The organism is Planctomycetota bacterium (genome assembly GCA_039819165.1).
In the GTDB taxonomy this organism is placed as follows: domain Bacteria; phylum Planctomycetota; class Phycisphaerae; order Phycisphaerales; family UBA1924; genus JAHCJI01.
The window spans coordinates 1,940,501-1,957,056 of sequence record JBCBSM010000001.1; the positions used below are offsets into that span (position 1 = coordinate 1,940,501).

Below are 16,556 nucleotides of genomic sequence, written 5' to 3' on the forward strand. Positions count from 1 at the left end.
AGCGTCACGCGGTCTCTGGTCGCTCCGTCGCGTCGCGGACCTCCTGGTGCCGCCGCGACATGCGGATCAGCTCGATCGGTCCGACGGGCCGTACCCCCAGCTCCCGACGCATGGCGCCCAGCCGGTAGGCGTGGGCCCACTGCCTGCTCATCACGTTGATGGCCCACCACCACGTGCGGCGGGGGTCGTAGACGTTGGTCGCCTCGGCCGACGAGCCATTGAGCTCCACGATCGAGAAGCCCTCGCCCCGCATGAGTGACTCCTCGTCGGCGTAGCGGATGTCGAAGCGGCCGATGTCCAGCCCGCCGGGCGTACCGTCCGCGTCGGGGTATTGTCGGCAGACGCGGTCGATCGCATGCGTGAGCGCGTCGGTGATCAGCTCGGCGGCGTCCTCGAAGCGGCAGCCCATCGAGTGGTTGCCCGCGAGCCCTAGCCGCACGACCTCGCCTCGCGGCGGCACCAGGTCGATCGCGCGGCCGAACCGCCGGGCGAACACCGGCTCCTGCACGCGGAAGCGGTCGTCGTCGAGCACCAGCTCCCGCAGCGTGTGCACGCCGTCGCCCTCGATCCGCGGGAAGACCTTGCGGGTGATCGCGAAGATCTCGCCCTCGAGCCCGCCTGCGTCGGGTCGCCCCGGCGGCGTCTGGCGGACCCAGAACAGCCCGATCTCGTGCGGCGCGGGATCGAAGCGCTGCAGGATGATCGCCGCGGGCACGCCCTCGATGTGGGCCCGCAGCTCAGCGGCGTCATCGCACACGCGGACCGCCAGCCCACGCTCGCCGACGTCGGGCTTGCACACGATCGGATAGCCACCCAGTTCGGGCCGCTCGGCGATCGCCCGCTCGGCGTACCGCACGCGCGCGTCGGCGTCGCCGCCGGCGGGGATGAGCTCGACGGGGAGCACGGGCGCGCCGGCGGCCTCCAGATCGCGCACGATCAGGGACTTTCGCTCGCCGACGAAGCCCCCAGCGCCCGGGATGCCGGGGTTGGCGGCCGTGAACAGCACCGGGTGCCCGTAGCGGATGTACTGGCGGATGTAGGTTGGCGCGAGCAGCACGTGGTTGAGCCATGTGGGCCAGAACTCGTGCCCCGCCCAGCGACCGATGCCCGCCCGCAGACGCTGGCGGTTGGTCCGCGTCCACAGCCGGGGCAGCACCCAGGTCATCGGCATCGTGATCAGCACGACGGCGAGGAGCGCGGGCGTGCCGTATTGCTCGACCGCCCACCACCCGCCGAAGCGCACGAGCATCCACGCCGGCGTGAGCGCCAGGATGCCCAGCACCAGGCAGAGCGCCCGCCGCCACACGCCCGGCCCGCGGATCGCGATCGCCAGGGCCAGGCCGACGCTCGCGACGCCAAAGTCCACGTGCATGCCGGCCACGAGCACCGCCGCCAGCACGAGTCCCAGCCGCCAGGACAGCAGCGCGAACGCGAGCACCACCGCCGCCTCGAGCGTCCAGTGCCGGGTGCGGAGCCACGAGCCCAGCGCGTCGAAGCCGCGGTACAGCGGGTCGAGCGCCGGCTCGACCGCCAGGTCGGCGGCGCTGCGGACCGCCGGCGTCGCGGGATCCTCGTGCCGGCGCACGAAGGCGGCGATGTGGTCGACGGCCAGCCCGGGACGCAGGAAGGGCATGAAGTGGTCGGCGTCGGTCATCACGAGCGTCGAGCGGGGCGCGAGGGCGTGGTGCTCGTCGGCGGCCCAGGGCGCAATCAGGAAATCGTGGCGGCCGTGCAGGATGAGCAGCGGCTCGTCCATCGTCCGAAGCACGTCCGCGAGCGGCCGCTGGTCGGTATCCAGGAAGCTGCGGATGAACGCGTGGCGGAAGCTCGTGGGCCCAAGCAGCCCGAAGTGCGGCACGGCCTCGACGCCCGCGACCAGCGACGCGAATCCCAGCAGGTACTTGGCCCGCTCGAAGTAGAAGTTGCCCGAGCCCTCGGTCCGCTGCGCGCCCGTGGCGAGCATGAGCGTGAGGCTGGCGAGATCGACGGCCGCCGGATCGTCGCGGGTGATGTCGGCCATGTTGAGCAGCACCGAGCCGCCGTTGGACCAGCCGACTAGGTGCACCCGCTCGGGCACGTCGCCGCGGGCCCGCAGATCGTCGAGCAGCGCCAGGCAGGTGCGGGCGTAGCTGCGGGCCGAGTAGTCCGCCACCCAGGGCTCGGACCCGCCGAAGCCCGGCAGATCGACGGCGATCGCGTCGATGCCCCGGCCGGTGAGCACCGGCGCGAGGGCCTGGAAGTTGGTCGCGTCGCCGGGCGAGCCGTGCACCAGCAGCACCAGCGGCGCGTCCGCCACTCCCGATCGCCACTCCATATACGCGACATCGATGGTGCGGCCGCTCTCGTGCGGACCGTCGGCCGTCATCTCGGGCAGCTGGACGACGCCGGTGGGCCGTGGCACCGGCAGCACCGCGCCGCCGCTGGTGCGTTGCACGGCATGCGACGCGATCAGCAGCACCGCGTAGATCGCCAGTGCGATGGCGAGCCGCCGCCGCGTGACCCAGGGCCTGGGCTTCGTCCAGTGCTCCGTGCCGCGGACCACGGGCTACCCGGGAACGCTCACGGTGACGGGCATCGCCGGCGGCTCCACGACGCGGCGTCGCCGGATGCGCGGATTGCCCAGCTGGCCGCACGCCGCCATCGTGCCGCGGCCCTTGGTCCGCCGCCGCTTGACGAACACGCCCCGCGACGACAACCGCTCGACGAAACGCGCCACGCTCGATTCCTCGGGCGCGGGCCAGGGCGAATCACGCCGGGGGTTGTAGGGAATCACGTTGACCATGCACCGCAGCGGAGCGACCCACTCGGCCAGCTCGTCGGCGTGCTCCATCGCGTCGTTGAGGCCCGGGATGAGCACGTACGCGATCAGGTAGGGCTTGCCGGTGCCCAGCGGGAAGTCGAGCAGCGCCTCGCGGAGGCGATCCATGGGCATGGCGCGGTTGATGGGCATGATCTGGCTGCGGATGGCGTCGTTGGGCGCGTTGAGGCTGATCGAGACGCCCAGCCGATGCCAGCCCGGCTGCAGCACCGCCTCGCGGAGCCGCGCGAGCCCGTCGAGCCGCCCCACGGTCGACACGGTGACCTTGCTCATCGCCAGCCCCGGGCCGTTGTGGTCGGTGAGCACGGCGATGGCCTGCAGCACGGCCTCGGTGTTGTCCAGCGGCTCGCCCATGCCCATGAACACCAGGTTGCTTGGATCGGCGCCGAGCTGGTGCCGGGCGGCGTGCCACTGGCCGACGATCTGCGCGGGCGTCAGCGAGGCCATCAAGCCCATCTGCGCGGTCTCGCAGAACGCGCAGCCCATGGCGCAGCCGACCTGGCTGCTGACGCACAGCGAGTGCGCCAGCCGGCCCCGCCGCCCGATCATCGGGATGACGACGCTCTCGGTCTCCAGCGCGTGGCCCTGCCGCTCGATGTCGAGCCGCTGGATGAACTTGGTGATGGGCCCCTCGGGCGTGTCCTCGCGCATCTCGCGGGTGATCGGACCGACCGCGGGCGCCCCCACCTGTGCAAACACGAGATCGTCGACGCGGCCCTCGCGGTAGAACGCGCGGTAGGCCCGCAGCGCCCACAGGCGGCCGCCCTTCACGCGTGGACCGACCGCGGCGACCCAGTCGTCGGCGGTGGCCCCCAGCGGCGAGGGGATCTCGCCCGCGGACGGCAGGGCGGCGGTCTGACGCACGTGTGCGGCCATTGCCGCCATGGTACGGGCTGCGGCCCCGGCACAGGGCGGCGCAGGACAACCCGGCCAACCCGCCTGAAGTCGCGCCCGGGGATCGTCGAAGCACGGGTCGGTGCACGGAGTGCCGGCGGGGCGACGCCCGATGCCGGCGGGAGAACGGCATGCGACCGACCAGACCTGGCCGCCGCGGCTTCACGCTCATCGAGCTGCTGATCGTCATCGGCGTCATCGCCGTCCTGGCGGCCCTGATCGTGCCCGCGGCCGCGTCGGCGCGGCAGACCGCCCAGAGCACCGTCACGCTCCAGCGGCTCGGCCAACTCGCGACCGTCGGAACCCTCTATGCGACCGATAATCGCGACCGCATCTGGACCGCACGGGACTGGCTCAAGACCATCGAAGGCGACCGGGCCCTTCCCGGGCTGCTCGTGCGGGGCGAGTACATCACCGACGGCGGCGTGCTGGAGTGCGCGATCAATCGACGCCGGCTGCCGCTGGACCGCACGGGCGAGCCGGCCAGCCCGCCGCCGTCGCTGTTCGCGAACGCCGAGATCGATACGGACTTCGCGTTCGTGCACCAGGTCGAGGGCGCACGACTCGGGCTGCACACGCGGTTCGCCTACTACCGCCAGCCGCGGGAGCGGGGCTGGTCAGCGGGCGTGTGGCTGGACGACGGGGCGGCCCTCGAGCCGCTGCCCGGCGTGCCCCTGTTCGTCGAAGAGCACCTCCGCTTCGCGCACGCCTGGGACGAGATGGCGACCTTCAAGGGCTTCGACCAGCTCGAGCGGCGGCACGGCGGCGCCCGCGGCGGGCAGACGCAGATGGCCTTCCTCGACGGACACGCCGCCGCCATCGCGCCCCCGCCCACCGAGGACGACCGCGGGCTGGACGTGGGAGACCTGACCGCCGGCCACTTCTACCTCAGCGCCGCCGGCGGCCGCTGGCGGGCGATGACGCTCTCGGACCGCTATCGCTACGGGTGGGTCAACGACCCCCGCTGAACGCGCAATCGCGGCGCGCTACGGCGCGCCGTGGTGCCAGGACCGCAGCATCCAGGTCTTCTTGGCGATCTCGTCGCAGATGTCGTCCACCAGGTTGACGCTCGTGCGGTCGCCCGCGGACTCGGCGGCGTCGATGACGTCCCGCGCGGCGGCATGGATGGTCAGCAGGTCGGCGATCGTCCGCTCCACCATCGTGCGGGCCTCGGGCTGGCCCTCCTCCTCGGCGAGGCGCGATTGCTGGACGCACCGAGAGAGCGTCGGCAGCGGCGTGGCCTCCTTGGCCCGGATCCGCTCGGCGATCGCATCGATGTGGTCCGTCCACGCCGTATAGAGCACCTCGAACTGCTCGTGCAGATCGAAGAAGTGTGGCCCGCGGACGTTCCAGTGGTAGCTCTGGAGCTTGTAGCGGAGGACCACGGCGTCGGCGAGCAGGCCGTTGAGGCCCTGGACGATGGTGGCTTCGGCTTCGGGCGAGGGCTGGCTCATGGCGGTCTCCGGGTCTGGGGCACTCGGGCATGGGGCAATACGGACGGGGCGGCGGCGTTGCAACTCGGTCCCGAATGGGAGGAACCGAATGGGGGCCCCGATGACCTCGCTCCGATGCGCGTCCCGCTGCACGCTCGCGGGCCTCGCCGCCCTGTGCGCCGCTCCGGCCGCCCGTGGCCAGGCGTGCGATTACGCGGCGACCGATGCCGCCGCCCGGGCCATCGTAGATGCCCGCCCGCTGATCGCCGGGGGCGGCCTGCGACTCGAGGATCCGCTGCTGCCCGGGCCATCGCTCGAGTCGTTCTATGGCGGCTACGACGCCTCGACGGCCATCCCGATCGCCAGCGCTACCAAGCTGCTCTCGGCGATCGTGGTGATGACCTGCGTGGAGCGCGACGGGCTCGACCTCGACGAGCCCGTCGCGACCTACCTGCCCGAGTTCGTGGGGCTCAAGGGCACGATGACCGTGCGGCAGATGTTCAGCCACACGTCCGGCCTGCCCGGCCAGAGCCCCTTCGTCGGTGCCACCGACATCACGCTGGCCGAGGCGGTCCGCCGGATCGCCGCCGAAACGCCGCTGGAGGCGATGCCCGGCACCCGCTTCTGCTACGGCGGGGTCTCGATGCACGTGGCGGGCCGCGTGTGCGAGGTTGTGAGCGGCACGGACTGGGACACGCTCTTCGCCGAGCGCGTGGCGATCCCCCTCGGCATGACCGCCACCGACTACGACGGCCTGGCCGTCACCACCAATCCCCGCATCGCCGGCGGCGCGCAGAGCTCGCTGCGGGACTACGCCCGCGTGATCCGGATGCTCGTCGACGGCGGCGTGTACCGGGGCACGCGGATCCTCGAGCGGGCGTCGATCGACGCCATGTTCGCCGACCAGACCGCGGACTTCCCCTTCGCGTGCACACCGCCGAGCGTCGGCGATCGTCGCTACGGGCTGGGCGTCTGGGTGCTCGATCGGGCGGACGGCACGGCAATCGTCGAGAGCCCCGGCGCCTTCGGCTGGACGCCCTGGGTGGAGCTGGACACCAACGGTGCGCCGATCCTGGGCGGGGTCTTCATGGTCCAGGACAGCTTCGCAAGGCTGGCGGCCGACATCGAGGGCGTGCAGGCTCGGGCGCTCGCCGATCGGAGCGCTTGCACGCCCTGCGCCGCGGACCTCGACGCCGACGGGAGGCTGACGCTGTTCGACTTCCTGGCGTTCCAGGTCGCGTTCGCCGTCGGTGCCCAGGCCGGTGACTACGACCGCAGCGGTGCGCTGGACCTCTTCGACTTCCTGGCGTTCTCGAACGACTTCGCGCTCGGCTGCCCCTGACGCTTGCGGGGCTTCGGGCGCTCGCGGGGCGTCTTGAGCTGGGCGGCCGTGAAGTCGCGGCCGGTCGTCCGCTTCTCCCAGGTCGTCGCGGGCCCCTTGGCCTGCTCGTAGTGCATCCACAGATCGAACCAGTAGCTCCGGAAGGCCTGGCCGCCGTCGCCAAGGCCGAACTTGGCGTAGAACTCCTCGACCCGCTTCATGATCGCCCGATCGGTGCCGTCGAAGCCCAGCACCGTCCGGCCGTGGCGGACGCTCTCGGTATCCAGGGGGATGCGTCCGTAGCGGCCCAGCAGCTGCATGATGTTGTTGGCCGCGAACGGGCCGATGCCCGGCAGTTCGAGCAGGAAGCGGCGGACCTCGTCGTCGGGCGTGGCGGCGTCCTCGAGCCATGCCTCGTCGATCTCGCCCCGCACGAAGAGCTTCGCGAGGTCGACCAGCCGCTGGTCCCGGTAGCCCACGCGGCAGCGGGACCGCAGGAAGCCCGGCGTGCGGCGTGCGAGCTGCTCGGCCGTGGGGAAGGCGTGCCGGCTCGACGCCGACTTGCTGCCCACCCGGGCGCACAGCGCCGCGTTCATGTCGATGGTGCCGGGCCAGCGGACGTTGCAATTGGTCACCGTCTTGGCGACGTCCTCGAAGAGCGTCGGCGAGCGCACGAGCCGGCCCCGCCCGCTGAAGCGCCACCGGGGATCCACGTCGTGGAATGCCGCGATCGACTCGGCCGACTCGTCGAGGCGGAGCATCCGCCGCAGCATGCCCCGCGCCCGCGCGGACTCGCGCCGGCTGAGCATCCGGTCCGCCGCCGCGACCACCGGCATGCCGATCCGCTGCTGGCGGAGCACGAAGGCCGCGGCCCCATCCTCCAGCGCGAGCACGGTGGCGAACCGCTTGGAGGCCGGATCCCAGTCGTTGGGATCCAGCAGGAAATAGCCGTAGGAGCAGACGTCCCGCGCCAGGTCGTAGTCGTCCGGCGGCGCGAGCCGCAGCGTGCTGCCGCGCGGGTTCTGCTTCGTCGCCCGGGCCGCCACGCTACACCGCCAGCAGCCGGTTGAACGGGAACGCGAAGGACGCGATGTTGATGCACAGCCGATCCGCGGCGCGGGCAAAGGCGGCGTAGTGCTCGTCGAGATCGCGCTCGAGCGACGCGAGCGTCATCCCACGCTCCCGCATCTTCGCCAGCCGCGCCGCGACGTGCGCGGTGATCGCAGGGCGATCGAACTCGAAGTGGTACTGGAAGCCGTAGGTGCGGATGCCGACGCGGAACGCCTCGACCGGGCACCGCTCGCCGGAGGCCAGCACGGTCGAGCCCTCGGGCGGCTGGCTCACGTGGTACTCGTGGCTCTGGAACTGCTGCACGCCCCAGGGCACGCCGGCGAGCATCGTCTCGGTCTGGCCCGCCACGGTGATATCCACCCGGTCGAAGCCCAGGGCAACCTCGGGCATCCGCTCGAGCGTGCCGCCGAGGGCCCGGGCGATGAGCTGGTGGCCCATGCACACGCCGATGACCGGCAGTTCCGCGTCGTGGGCCTTCCGCACGAGGTCGAGTGTGCGGTCGATCCAGGGCAGGTCGGCATCGGGAGCGACATCACTGCCCATGACCAGCACGCCGTGGGCGCCGTCGAGATCCGCGGGGATCGCGTCGCCGCCATCGCGATCGACGCGGCAGATGGCAAGGCGGTACCCGTGGTCCCGCAGGGTGATGCCGAGGCGTCCGGGGCCGAGGTCGTCGCCGTCCTGGATTACGATGATCGTCGCCATGGGAGGCGATGCTAGACGGGCGGCCGCCGGCCGAGCCACGGGGGCGCAAGCCCGATAGCCTCTGGCATCGCTCTGGTATGGCTCTGGGCGGCCCACGCGGACGTTGGGATTTGCCCCCGAGCCGCACGAACACGGGAGGTTCGAGTGCCAGCGTTGTTATCGAGCCGGAGGCCCCTGGTGGCGCTCCTCGTCATGGCCGGCGTCGTGCTTGGGTTCGCGGCCACCTCCGCCGCGCAGGACGCCGAGGCCCCAACGGCCGACAACGGCGGCGCGACCGACCTGCGGCAGTCGGTCGTCAAGATCTTCACCACCGCCCGCGGCCCCGACCTGACCCGGCCGTGGACGCGGCAGTCGCCGCGGGACTTCTCGGGATCGGGCCTCGTCATCGACGGCGGCCGCATCCTGACCAATGCGCACGTCGTGGAATACGGCCAGCAGATCTTCGTGCAGCCCTACCTCAGCAGCGAGCGGCTGGCGGCCACGGTGGAAGCCCGCAACTCGGGCGTCGACCTCGCGGTGCTGCGGCTGGAGAACCCCGACGCGATTGCCGGCGTGCCCCGCGCCGAATTCGCCGACGCGCTGCCGGCCATCGGCGAGACGGTCAACGCCTTCGGCTACCCCATCGGCGGCGACGAGCTGTCGATCACCGAGGGTATCGTCTCGCGGATCGAATTCGTCACCTATCGCCCCGGCACGCTGGGGCTGCGGATCCAGGTCGATGCGGCGCTCAACCCGGGCAATTCGGGCGGGCCCGTGGCCGCCGGCGAGCGGGTCATCGGGCTTACCTTCAGCGGCATCGACCAGGCCGACAACATCGGCTACGTCATCCCGACCGAGGAGATCCGGCTGTTCCTGGACGACGCGCGGGACGGCTCCATCGCCGGCCGGCCCTTCCTCCGCGAGACCTTCGATACAACCGTCAACGACGCCATCCGCGCCAAGCTGGGCCTGACCGGCGGCCTCGACGGCGTCGCGGTGCACCGCGCCCACGAGGGATTCCCGCTGCGGTCGTGGGACGTGGTTACGAGCATCGCGGGCCGCAACATCGATAGCCAGGGCCTCGTCACCATCGATGGCGACCTGCGGCTGTACTTCGAGTACTTCGTGCAGCACGGCCTCAATGACGACGGCACGGTGACGCTGGGCGTGCTGCGCGACGGCGAGGCCATCGAGGTCCGCTCGCCCGTGGTCCGCAAGTCCTCCAATATCTTCGCGTCGCTCGACAACGACTACCCGAGCTACTTCGTGTACGGGCCGCTGGTGTTCACGCCGGTGTACCAGACCCACGTGCTGCGGCTCAATCTCGACGTCTTCTCGTGGCGCAACAGCCCCATCGCGCGGCTGGCCTACTCCGACCAGGACACCGAGGTCGACGAGTACGTCGTGCTCGCGGGCGGCCTGCTCAACCACCGCATCAACCAGTCGTACACCGTCGCGCCCTTCTCGACGCTCAGGTCGGTCAACGGCACGACGGTCACCAGCCTGCGGCACCTGGTCGAACTCGTCAAGAGCGCCACCGATTCGTCCGAGCCGTTCATCGTCTTCGAGTTCTACGACCGCGGATCGGACCGCCTGGTCTACCGCGTGTCGGAGCTCAAGGCGTCGGCCGAGGACGTGCTCGAGGAGAACGGCATCCGCCGGCCGATCTCCCGCGACCTCGCGGACGCCTGGCCCGGGCTCTAGCTCCGACCGGGCCGCGTGCCTACGCCTTCGGCTCGGGCTGCTGCGCGTACACGGCGATCGTCGCGTCGTGCGGCCCAAGGTAGTCCTGGCGGTAGAGCATGCGGCCGCTGGCCCGCTGCGCCCAGCGGAAGAGCTCGCCGCTGCGGAAGCGGTTGGCCGGGCCGAGTGCCTCGCGGCGTCGCCGGCCCGCGCTCGTCAGGAAGTTGAACGCGAGGGTGCCACCCGGCCGGGCGTGCAGCGCATCCCAGGCGCGGTCGAGCACCGCCAGGGCCGTGCGCTGGTCGAGCGTGTTGAGCGAGCCGCTGAAGACGATGACCGACGCGTCGTGCTCGCGGACGAGCGTCTCGAAGAGCGTGCGATCCCGCACGAAGTCGCCGGCCAGCCAGCGAGCGGTCTCGTGCTTCGCGTACCGCTCGCGGCACGCCGCCAGCAGCTCCTCGATGCCCTCGACGCCGACGTATCGCGCCGGCGCATGCCCGGAGGACTCCAGCGCGGGCAGCATGTCGCCCCGGCCGCAGCCGAGATCGGCCACCACCCGGCCGCCGGGGCGGGCAACCTCGGCGAGCACGGCGAAGCGGGCGTGCTGGAACTCTTCGTTGCGCCATAGCAGCGCTTCGAAGCTCGGGCCGTGCCGGCGGACGGCCTCGCGGTAGGGCTCGAGGTAGCCCGGATCCTGCTCGCGTCGGCCGGGCATCGGGCGTCGCTAGGCCACGCGGACCATGGCCGCGAACGCCCGGTAGCGCTCGTCGATCTCGCCGCGATCGAGCGTGGCGAGGCGATCGAGGCTGAACGACTCGATGTTGAAGCTGGCGATGATCGTGCCGTGCGCAACCGCCCGGCGGATGGCGGCGAAGTCGCCCGGGTCCATCGACGCGTCTGCCTCGGCCTCGCTGGCGATCGAGCCCATCATGCCACCCGCGAAGCTGTCGCCCGCGCCGGTCGGGTCGACGACCTCCTCGGTCGGGTAGGCGGGCAGCGCGGCGATGCCATCGCGATGCACGATGATGCAGCCGTGCTCGCCCTTCTTGACGACGACGAAGCGGGGCCCCAGATCCAGGATGTGCCGCGCGGCCGACACCGTGTTGCGGCGGCCCGTCAACTGCTCGGCCTCATCGAAGTTGAGCACGAGCCCGTCGATCTTCTGGAGCAGCTGCTCGAGCTCGGGACGGGCGGTGTCGATCCACAGGTCCATCGTGTCGGCCACCGCCAGCCGGCGCTCCCCGAGCTGCTCGAGCAGGCTCAGCTGCACCGCCGGGTGCGTGTTGGCCAGGAAGACGTACCGGCTATCGCGGAAGTGCGGCGGGACGGCCGGCGGCTCCTCGGCCAGCACGCCCAGGTCGGTGTAGAGCGTCTCGCGCTGGTCCATGTTGTCGAGGTACTTGCCGCCCCAGCGGAAGGTCTTGGAGCCCGATCGGACCTCGAGCCCGCTGTGGTCCACGCCCGCGAAGCGGTCGATCGTGGATCGCAGCTGCTCGGGGAAGTCGTCCCCCACCACGCCCACCACCCGGACGGGCCGGCAGTAGAACGACGCGGCGGCGGCGAAGTAGGTGCACGACCCGCCCAGCACGTTCTCGCGGTGGCCGTGGTCGGGGGTGTAGACGGTATCGATGCCGACGGTTCCGGTGACGATCAGGGGCATGCCCGAGCATAGGTGCCGCGTGACGCGGACCCGGCGTCGCTACGCTCGGCCGCGTGAACGCGGAGCAGCAGCATTCCGGCCGGGCCGGCCTGGCCTACGGCCTCGCGGCGTACGCCTGGTGGGGCAGCGCCGTGCCGATCTACCTGCACGCCCTGAGCCAGGGCACGTGGTCGGCCGACCCGATGGAGCTGCTCGCCCAGCGGGTGTGGTTCGGGCTGCCGCTGGTGCTCGGGCTGCTCGCGCTGCGGGGCCGGATGGGCGAGCTGCGGGCGGCGCTCGGCGATCGGCGGATGCTGGGCACGCTGCTGGTGAGCTCCGCGCTGCTGGTGGCCAACTGGTTCGCGTTCATCTGGGCTGTGGGCAACGACCGGCTGCTGGATTCGAGCCTGGGCTACTACCTCAACCCGCTGGTGTCGGTGGCGCTGGGCATGCTGGTGCTGGGCGAGCGGCCCCGGCGGCTGCAGCTCGCCGCCATCGGCATGTGCGTCGTGGCGGTCGCGTGGCTGACCTACCAGCGGGGCAGCCTGCCGTGGGTCGCCGTCACCGTGGCGCTGAGCTTCGGGATGTACGGCCTGGTGCGCAAGCGAGCGACGGTGAAGCCCATGCCCGGGCTGTGCGTCGAGCTGATCATCCTGCTGCCGCTGATGGCGGGCATCTACGCGGCCCTGTTCTCGGCCGGCCGCGCCGAGATCCTCGACGGCCGCCCGGTGCAGATGGGGCTGATGGCGCTCAGCGGCGTGATGATCGTGGTGCCGCTGCTGTGGTTCGCCGCCGCCGCCCACCGGCTGCGGCTGGCGACGCTGGGCATGCTGCAGTACATCGGGCCGTCCGGCCAGTTCCTGCTCGCGCTGTACTACGGCGAGGCCCTCAACCGCCACACCCTGGCGACCTTCGTGGTCATCTGGATCGCGCTGGGGCTCTACAGCTGGGACGCATGGCGGGGCACGCGGGGCACGGGCTGAGTCCCGGTACGCTCGCGCCTACTTCCCCTTCACCTTCGCCCACGCATCCTTCAGCGTCACGGTGCGATTGAAGACCGGCGTGCCCTCCGTCGACTCCCGATCGATGCAGAAGTACCCCAGCCGCTCGAACTGGAAGCGTTCGATGTGGTCCTGGAACACGCCGGTGCCCGCGGCCCGTTCCTCGTCGCTCGTCGGCCAGTGCGGCTCGAGCTTCGCATGCACGGTCTTCAGCGAGTCGCGATTGAGGTTTTCAAGGAAGCTCCAGTCCTCGCCCGCGTCCTTGGGCCTGCGATCGGGCTGCTCGACCGTGAATAGGCGATCGAACGCACGCACCTCGGCGTCGACGGCGTGCTCCGCGCTCACCCAGTGCAGCGTGCCCTTGACCTTGCGGACGGCGCCCCCCGCATCCGGCGGCGGGTTGTTGCCCCCCCGCGTCTGCGGGTCGTAGGTGCACACGATCTCGACGATCCGCTCGCCGTCCTTCACGACGTCGACGCAGGTGATCCAGTAGCCCGCCCGCAGGCGGACCTCCCGCCCCGGCCCCAGCCGGAAGAACTTCTTGGGCGGATCCTCCATGAAGTCGTCGCGCTCGATGTAGAGCGTGCCGGTGAAGGGCACCCGCCGGACGCCCGCGTCGGGATCCTCGGGATTGTTCTGGGCGTCCATCCACTCGGTGCGATCGGCGTCGCCGTGCTCGCCCCAGTTCTGGATCGTGACCCTGAGCGGATCGAGCACGCACATCCGCCGCGGCGCGCGCTGGTTGAGGTCGTCGCGGACGGCGTTCTCGAGGCGGCCGATGTCGATGAGCGCGTTGAACTTGGTGACGCCGCCGTCGTCGCAGAACGCCCGGATCGCCCGGGGCGTCACGCCGCGCCGCTTCAGCCCGCTGAGCGTGGGCATCCGCGGATCATCCCAGCCCGACACGTGGCCCTCCTCGACGAGCTGGCGGAGCCGGCGCTTGCTGGTGACGGTGTAGCTCGGGCTCCACCGCGCGAACTCGATCTGCTGCGGGTGGTGGATGGGCTCGGCACGATCCCGGTTGATCGCGTCGATCAGCCAGTCGTACAGCGGGCGGTGGTCCTCGAACTCGAGCGTGCAGATCGAGTGGGTGATGCCCTCGATCGAGTCCTCCAGCCCGTGCGCCCAGTCGTACATGGGGTAGACGTGCCAGGCATCACCCGTGCGGTGGTGCGGCGCGTTGAGCACGCGGTACAGCACCGGATCCCGCAGGTTGATGTTGGGCGAGGCCATGTCGATCTTGGCCCGCAGCACCCGGCTGCCGTCGGGGAAGGCGCCCGCCTTCATCTGCTCGAACAGGTCGAGGCTCTCGGTCGTGGGGCGATCGCGGTATGGGCTCGGCGTGCCGGGCTCCGTGAGCGTGCCCCGCGTCTCGCGGATCTGCTCGGCCGTCTGCTCGTCGACGTAGGCCAGCCCCTTGCCGATGAGGTCCTGCGCCCACGCGTACATCCGCTCGAAGTAGTCCGAGGCGAAGCGGACGCCCGCGAGCGGGTCGGCCTCACGCATGCCGGGCCACTCGAACCCGAGCCAGCGCACGTCGCCCACGATCGCGTCGACGTACCGCTGCTCCTCCTTGGCGGGGTTGGTGTCGTCGAAGCGGAGGCTGCAGGCGCCGCCGTAGCGCCGGGCCAGCCCGAAGTTCAGGCAGATGCTCTTGGCGTGCCCGATGTGCAGGTAGCCGTTGGGCTCGGGCGGGAAGCGAGTGCGGACGACCGAGGCGTCGCCCGCGGCTCCCCACCGCCCGGCGGCGACGTCGGCGTCGATGGCCTCCTCGATGAAGTGCTTCTGCCGCTGCGGGGCCGTGGGCGATTCGGTGGTCATGGCGGAGGGTATCGACGCGACGCCGTCCAACGGGCGCATTCGCCAGTCTCACACCAAGGAGCCGCGAACGCCTACGCCGCCCCGTTCTTGGCCTCGATCGCCGCCGCCAGCTGCTCGGTGTTGATCGCGAAGGGGTTGTCGGGATGGTTGAGCGCAGCGCCGGCGATGGGCGTCTGCGGGTGCTTGGCGCCGTTCTGCAGCACCTCGAGCAGCTGCTCGGGCGTCGCGCGGGCGAGCTTGAGGTTGGGGTTCTTCTCGTGCAGCGTCGCCAGCCGCTGCGGCTCGCTGAAGACGGTCACCAGCAGCCGCTCGCCGTCGCGGAGGTAGGCGAACTGGCCGTTGGTGGTGGCCACGCCCAGCATCTCCAGCGACGCCACGACCCGGTGCACCATCTCGATGGCCTGGGGGTGTCGCGTCTTGCGGGCGTGGTCGACGGCGCAGTCCAGGCACGCCGGGGGCAGGGATCCCTTGACATTGTAATAGAACGCGCACAGATCGGGGAAGAAGTGGCCGTAGCCGTTGGACTCGCCCGGCTTGGCGTTCACCACGAAGCCGTCGGCGCGGCCGCGGAAGCCACAGACGTACCCCAGGGCGGCGGGCAGCTTGCCCTCCACGATCGCCGGCGGCTCGTCGGGACCGAAGACGCCCTGGGCCCGCTCGGGCGAGGTGAACACGGGCACGAGCTTCTTGTCGCCGGCATTGAGCAGCGACAGCGGCAGGCCCGACTGGCCCGCCTGCACCGCCGCCTGTGCGTCGGCCGGCCGGGCGGCGAAGTACCACGACGGCAGCTCGCAGAACTCCTTCCAGAACTCCTGCTCGGCCGGGAAATCCTGCGGATTGGCCGAGAGCGTCTGCACGAGTTCGGCCACGCGGGTGTCGTCGGCGGGCTGGGCCGCCTGCGGCTCGGGATCGGTCACGCCGGCCTCCTCTGCTGGGCGCACGTTCTGGCTGGACCTAAAGGTAGGGGCCAACCCGAAGCGGCGATCATCGCCAGCGGACGCCGCGGGCTTAGGCGTTGGCCAGCGCCGGATAGTCGGTGTAGCCCTTCTCGGTGCCGCCGTAGAAGGTCGATTCGTCCCATTCCTGCACCGCCGCGCCCGTGCGGTACCGATGGGCGAGATCGGGGTTCGAGATGAACGGCTTGCCGAAGGTCACCGCGTCGGCCATCCCGTCGCCGATCCGCTGGGCCGCCAGCTCGGCGGAGTAGCTCCCGTTGCCGACGTAGATGCCCGATCCGCCGGCCTTGAAGGCGTTGCGGATGGCCGACAGCGCGACCTCGGTCTCGGCCGTCCGCCGCGAGGGGCCGAACTCCTCGACGACGTGCAGGAACGCCAGCCCCATGCCCGCGAGCTTGCCGGCGAGGTAGGCGAAGGTCTCGGCCGGGCTCTCGTCCGCCATGTCGTTGAACTTGCCCATGGGGCTGATGCGGTAGCCCACGCGGCCCGCGCCCCAGACGCCGCACACCGCCTCGGCCACCTCCAGGCAGAATCGCGCGCGGCGCTCGAGGTCGCCGCCGTAGCGATCGGTCCGGGTGTTGGTCGCGGCGCGGATGAACTGGTCGAGCAGGTAGCCATTAGCGCCGTGGATCTCGACGCCGTCGAAGCCGGCGTCCTTGGCCCGCTGGGCGCCGTCGCGGAACTGGTCGACCACGCCCGGGACCTCGTCGGTGGCCAGGGCGCGGGGCTCGGAGACGTCCACCATGCCGCTTTCGCTATCGATGTAGGTCTTGCTCTGGGCGCGGATGGCCGACGGCGCGACCGGCTGCCCCCCGCCGGGCTGCAGCGCCGTGTGGCTGATGCGGCCGACGTGCCAGAGCTGGAGCACGATCAGCCCGCCCTCGGCGTGGACGGCGTCCGTAACCCGCCGCCAGCCCTCGACCTGCTCGTCGCTGTGGATGCCGGGGGTGAAGGCATAGCCCTTGCCCTGCGGGCTGACCTGCGTGGCCTCGCTGACGATCAGGCCCGCCCCGGTCCCGGGGTTGGCCCGCTGGCGGTAGTACTCGGCGTTGAGCTCCCAGGGCACGTCGCCCGGCTGCTTGCTGCGGCTGCGAGTCAGCGGCGCCATCCAGACGCGGTGCGCGGTGCGCAGCTCGCCGGCCTGGATGGGCTCGAACAGGGGTGCAAGGTCCTGGGTGGAGGTCGCGGACGCGTCGGTGGGTGCAGTAGCCATAAGGCTGGATTGTTGCCGCGTA

The 16,556-nt window shown here is 71.3% G+C and carries 14 protein-coding genes; 4 read left to right on the plus strand and 10 right to left on the minus strand.

All coding sequences use genetic code 11. From position 1 onward, the window contains the following. Positions 1–4 precede the first annotated feature (4 nt). Together AAFX79_08445 and rlmN are read right to left on the minus strand one after the other, a co-directional pair. On the minus strand, positions 5–2,542 hold the full coding sequence (locus AAFX79_08445; protein MEO1008581.1) for an alpha/beta fold hydrolase: 2,538 nt from the start codon (positions 2,540–2,542) through the stop codon (positions 5–7). Positions 2,543–2,545: 3 nt separating this feature from the next. Then, on the minus strand, positions 2,546–3,694 hold the full coding sequence (gene rlmN, locus AAFX79_08450; GenBank protein ID MEO1008582.1) for a 23S rRNA (adenine(2503)-C(2))-methyltransferase RlmN: 1,149 nt from the start codon (positions 3,692–3,694) through the stop codon (positions 2,546–2,548). Positions 3,695–3,843: 149 nt separating this feature from the next. Here rlmN and AAFX79_08455 point away from each other — a divergent pair, with 149 nt between their 5' ends. Then, positions 3,844–4,680 (plus strand): type II secretion system protein, encoded by an 837-nt coding sequence (locus tag AAFX79_08455; GenBank protein MEO1008583.1) that lies wholly within the window; start codon positions 3,844–3,846, stop codon positions 4,678–4,680. An 18-nt stretch (positions 4,681–4,698) separates the two neighbouring features. Here the strand turns inward: AAFX79_08455 and AAFX79_08460 are convergent, their stop codons facing one another. After that, positions 4,699–5,166 carry a DNA starvation/stationary phase protection protein gene (locus AAFX79_08460; protein ID MEO1008584.1) on the minus strand — a complete coding sequence of 156 codons (468 nt, stop codon included), beginning with the start codon at positions 5,164–5,166 and terminating at the stop codon, positions 4,699–4,701. A gap of 100 nt (positions 5,167–5,266) precedes the next feature. On the opposite strand from AAFX79_08460, the gene AAFX79_08465 reads away from it, so the two are divergent. Continuing rightward, entirely contained in the window at positions 5,267–6,487 is a 1,221-nt protein-coding gene (locus AAFX79_08465) for a serine hydrolase domain-containing protein (GenBank protein ID MEO1008585.1), read from the plus strand. Here AAFX79_08465 and AAFX79_08470 read toward each other — a convergent pair. Both AAFX79_08470 and AAFX79_08475 read right to left on the minus strand, forming a co-directional pair. Next, the gene (locus AAFX79_08470; GenBank protein MEO1008586.1) at positions 6,412–7,512 is read right to left on the minus strand and encodes a hypothetical protein; all 1,101 of its coding nucleotides are present in this window, start codon (positions 7,510–7,512) and stop codon (positions 6,412–6,414) included. The genes AAFX79_08465 and AAFX79_08470 overlap by 76 nt on opposite strands. A 1-nt stretch (position 7,513) precedes the next feature. Next, positions 7,514–8,242: a type 1 glutamine amidotransferase gene (locus AAFX79_08475; protein ID MEO1008587.1), complete on the minus strand. Its 729-nt coding sequence runs from the start codon at positions 8,240–8,242 to the stop codon at positions 7,514–7,516. A gap of 177 nt (positions 8,243–8,419) precedes the next feature. Here AAFX79_08475 and AAFX79_08480 point away from each other — a divergent pair, with 177 nt between their 5' ends. Next, positions 8,420–9,925, plus strand: coding sequence for a trypsin-like peptidase domain-containing protein (locus AAFX79_08480; GenBank protein MEO1008588.1), 1,506 nt, complete (start codon positions 8,420–8,422; stop codon positions 9,923–9,925). A 19-nt stretch (positions 9,926–9,944) separates the two neighbouring features. Here the strand turns inward: AAFX79_08480 and AAFX79_08485 are convergent, their stop codons facing one another. Continuing rightward, positions 9,945–10,619 carry a class I SAM-dependent methyltransferase gene (locus AAFX79_08485; protein MEO1008589.1) on the minus strand — a complete coding sequence of 225 codons (675 nt, stop codon included), beginning with the start codon at positions 10,617–10,619 and terminating at the stop codon, positions 9,945–9,947. A gap of 9 nt (positions 10,620–10,628) precedes the next feature. Beyond that, complete coding sequence (locus tag AAFX79_08490) at positions 10,629–11,564, minus strand: PfkB family carbohydrate kinase (GenBank protein MEO1008590.1); 936 nt, start codon at positions 11,562–11,564, stop codon at positions 10,629–10,631. 53 nt (positions 11,565–11,617) lie between these two features. Between AAFX79_08490 and rarD the strand changes: the two genes are divergently transcribed. Continuing rightward, positions 11,618–12,526, plus strand: a complete 909-nt coding sequence (gene rarD / locus AAFX79_08495; protein MEO1008591.1) for an EamA family transporter RarD — start codon at positions 11,618–11,620, stop codon at positions 12,524–12,526. A gap of 18 nt (positions 12,527–12,544) precedes the next feature. On the opposite strand, the gene AAFX79_08500 is transcribed toward rarD, so the two are convergent. The 3 genes from AAFX79_08500 to AAFX79_08510 form a co-directional block, all read right to left on the minus strand. Continuing rightward, positions 12,545–14,365, minus strand: coding sequence for a glutamine--tRNA ligase/YqeY domain fusion protein (locus tag AAFX79_08500; protein ID MEO1008592.1), 1,821 nt, complete (start codon positions 14,363–14,365; stop codon positions 12,545–12,547). Positions 14,366–14,436: 71 nt separating this feature from the next. Then, positions 14,437–15,282: a hypothetical protein gene (locus AAFX79_08505; protein MEO1008593.1), complete on the minus strand. Its 846-nt coding sequence runs from the start codon at positions 15,280–15,282 to the stop codon at positions 14,437–14,439. Between the two features lie 91 nt (positions 15,283–15,373). Then, positions 15,374–16,534 carry an alkene reductase gene (locus AAFX79_08510; GenBank protein ID MEO1008594.1) on the minus strand — a complete coding sequence of 387 codons (1,161 nt, stop codon included), beginning with the start codon at positions 16,532–16,534 and terminating at the stop codon, positions 15,374–15,376. Between the last annotated feature and the right edge of the window lie 22 nt (positions 16,535–16,556).

Coding starts and splice junctions, on each gene's coding strand:
- rlmN (MEO1008582.1), bottom strand. CDS start 3,694: ATGGCCGCACACGTGCGTCAGACCGCCGCCCTGCCGTCCGCGGGCGAG.
- AAFX79_08455 (MEO1008583.1), top strand. CDS start 3,844: ATGCGACCGACCAGACCTGGCCGCCGCGGCTTCACGCTCATCGAGCTG.
- AAFX79_08460 (MEO1008584.1), bottom strand. CDS start 5,166: ATGAGCCAGCCCTCGCCCGAAGCCGAAGCCACCATCGTCCAGGGCCTC.
- AAFX79_08465 (MEO1008585.1), top strand. CDS start 5,267: ATGACCTCGCTCCGATGCGCGTCCCGCTGCACGCTCGCGGGCCTCGCC.
- AAFX79_08475 (MEO1008587.1), bottom strand. CDS start 8,242: ATGGCGACGATCATCGTAATCCAGGACGGCGACGACCTCGGCCCCGGA.
- AAFX79_08485 (MEO1008589.1), bottom strand. CDS start 10,619: ATGCCCGGCCGACGCGAGCAGGATCCGGGCTACCTCGAGCCCTACCGC.
- AAFX79_08490 (MEO1008590.1), bottom strand. CDS start 11,564: ATGCCCCTGATCGTCACCGGAACCGTCGGCATCGATACCGTCTACACC.
- AAFX79_08500 (MEO1008592.1), bottom strand. CDS start 14,365: ATGACCACCGAATCGCCCACGGCCCCGCAGCGGCAGAAGCACTTCATC.
- AAFX79_08510 (MEO1008594.1), bottom strand. CDS start 16,534: ATGGCTACTGCACCCACCGACGCGTCCGCGACCTCCACCCAGGACCTT.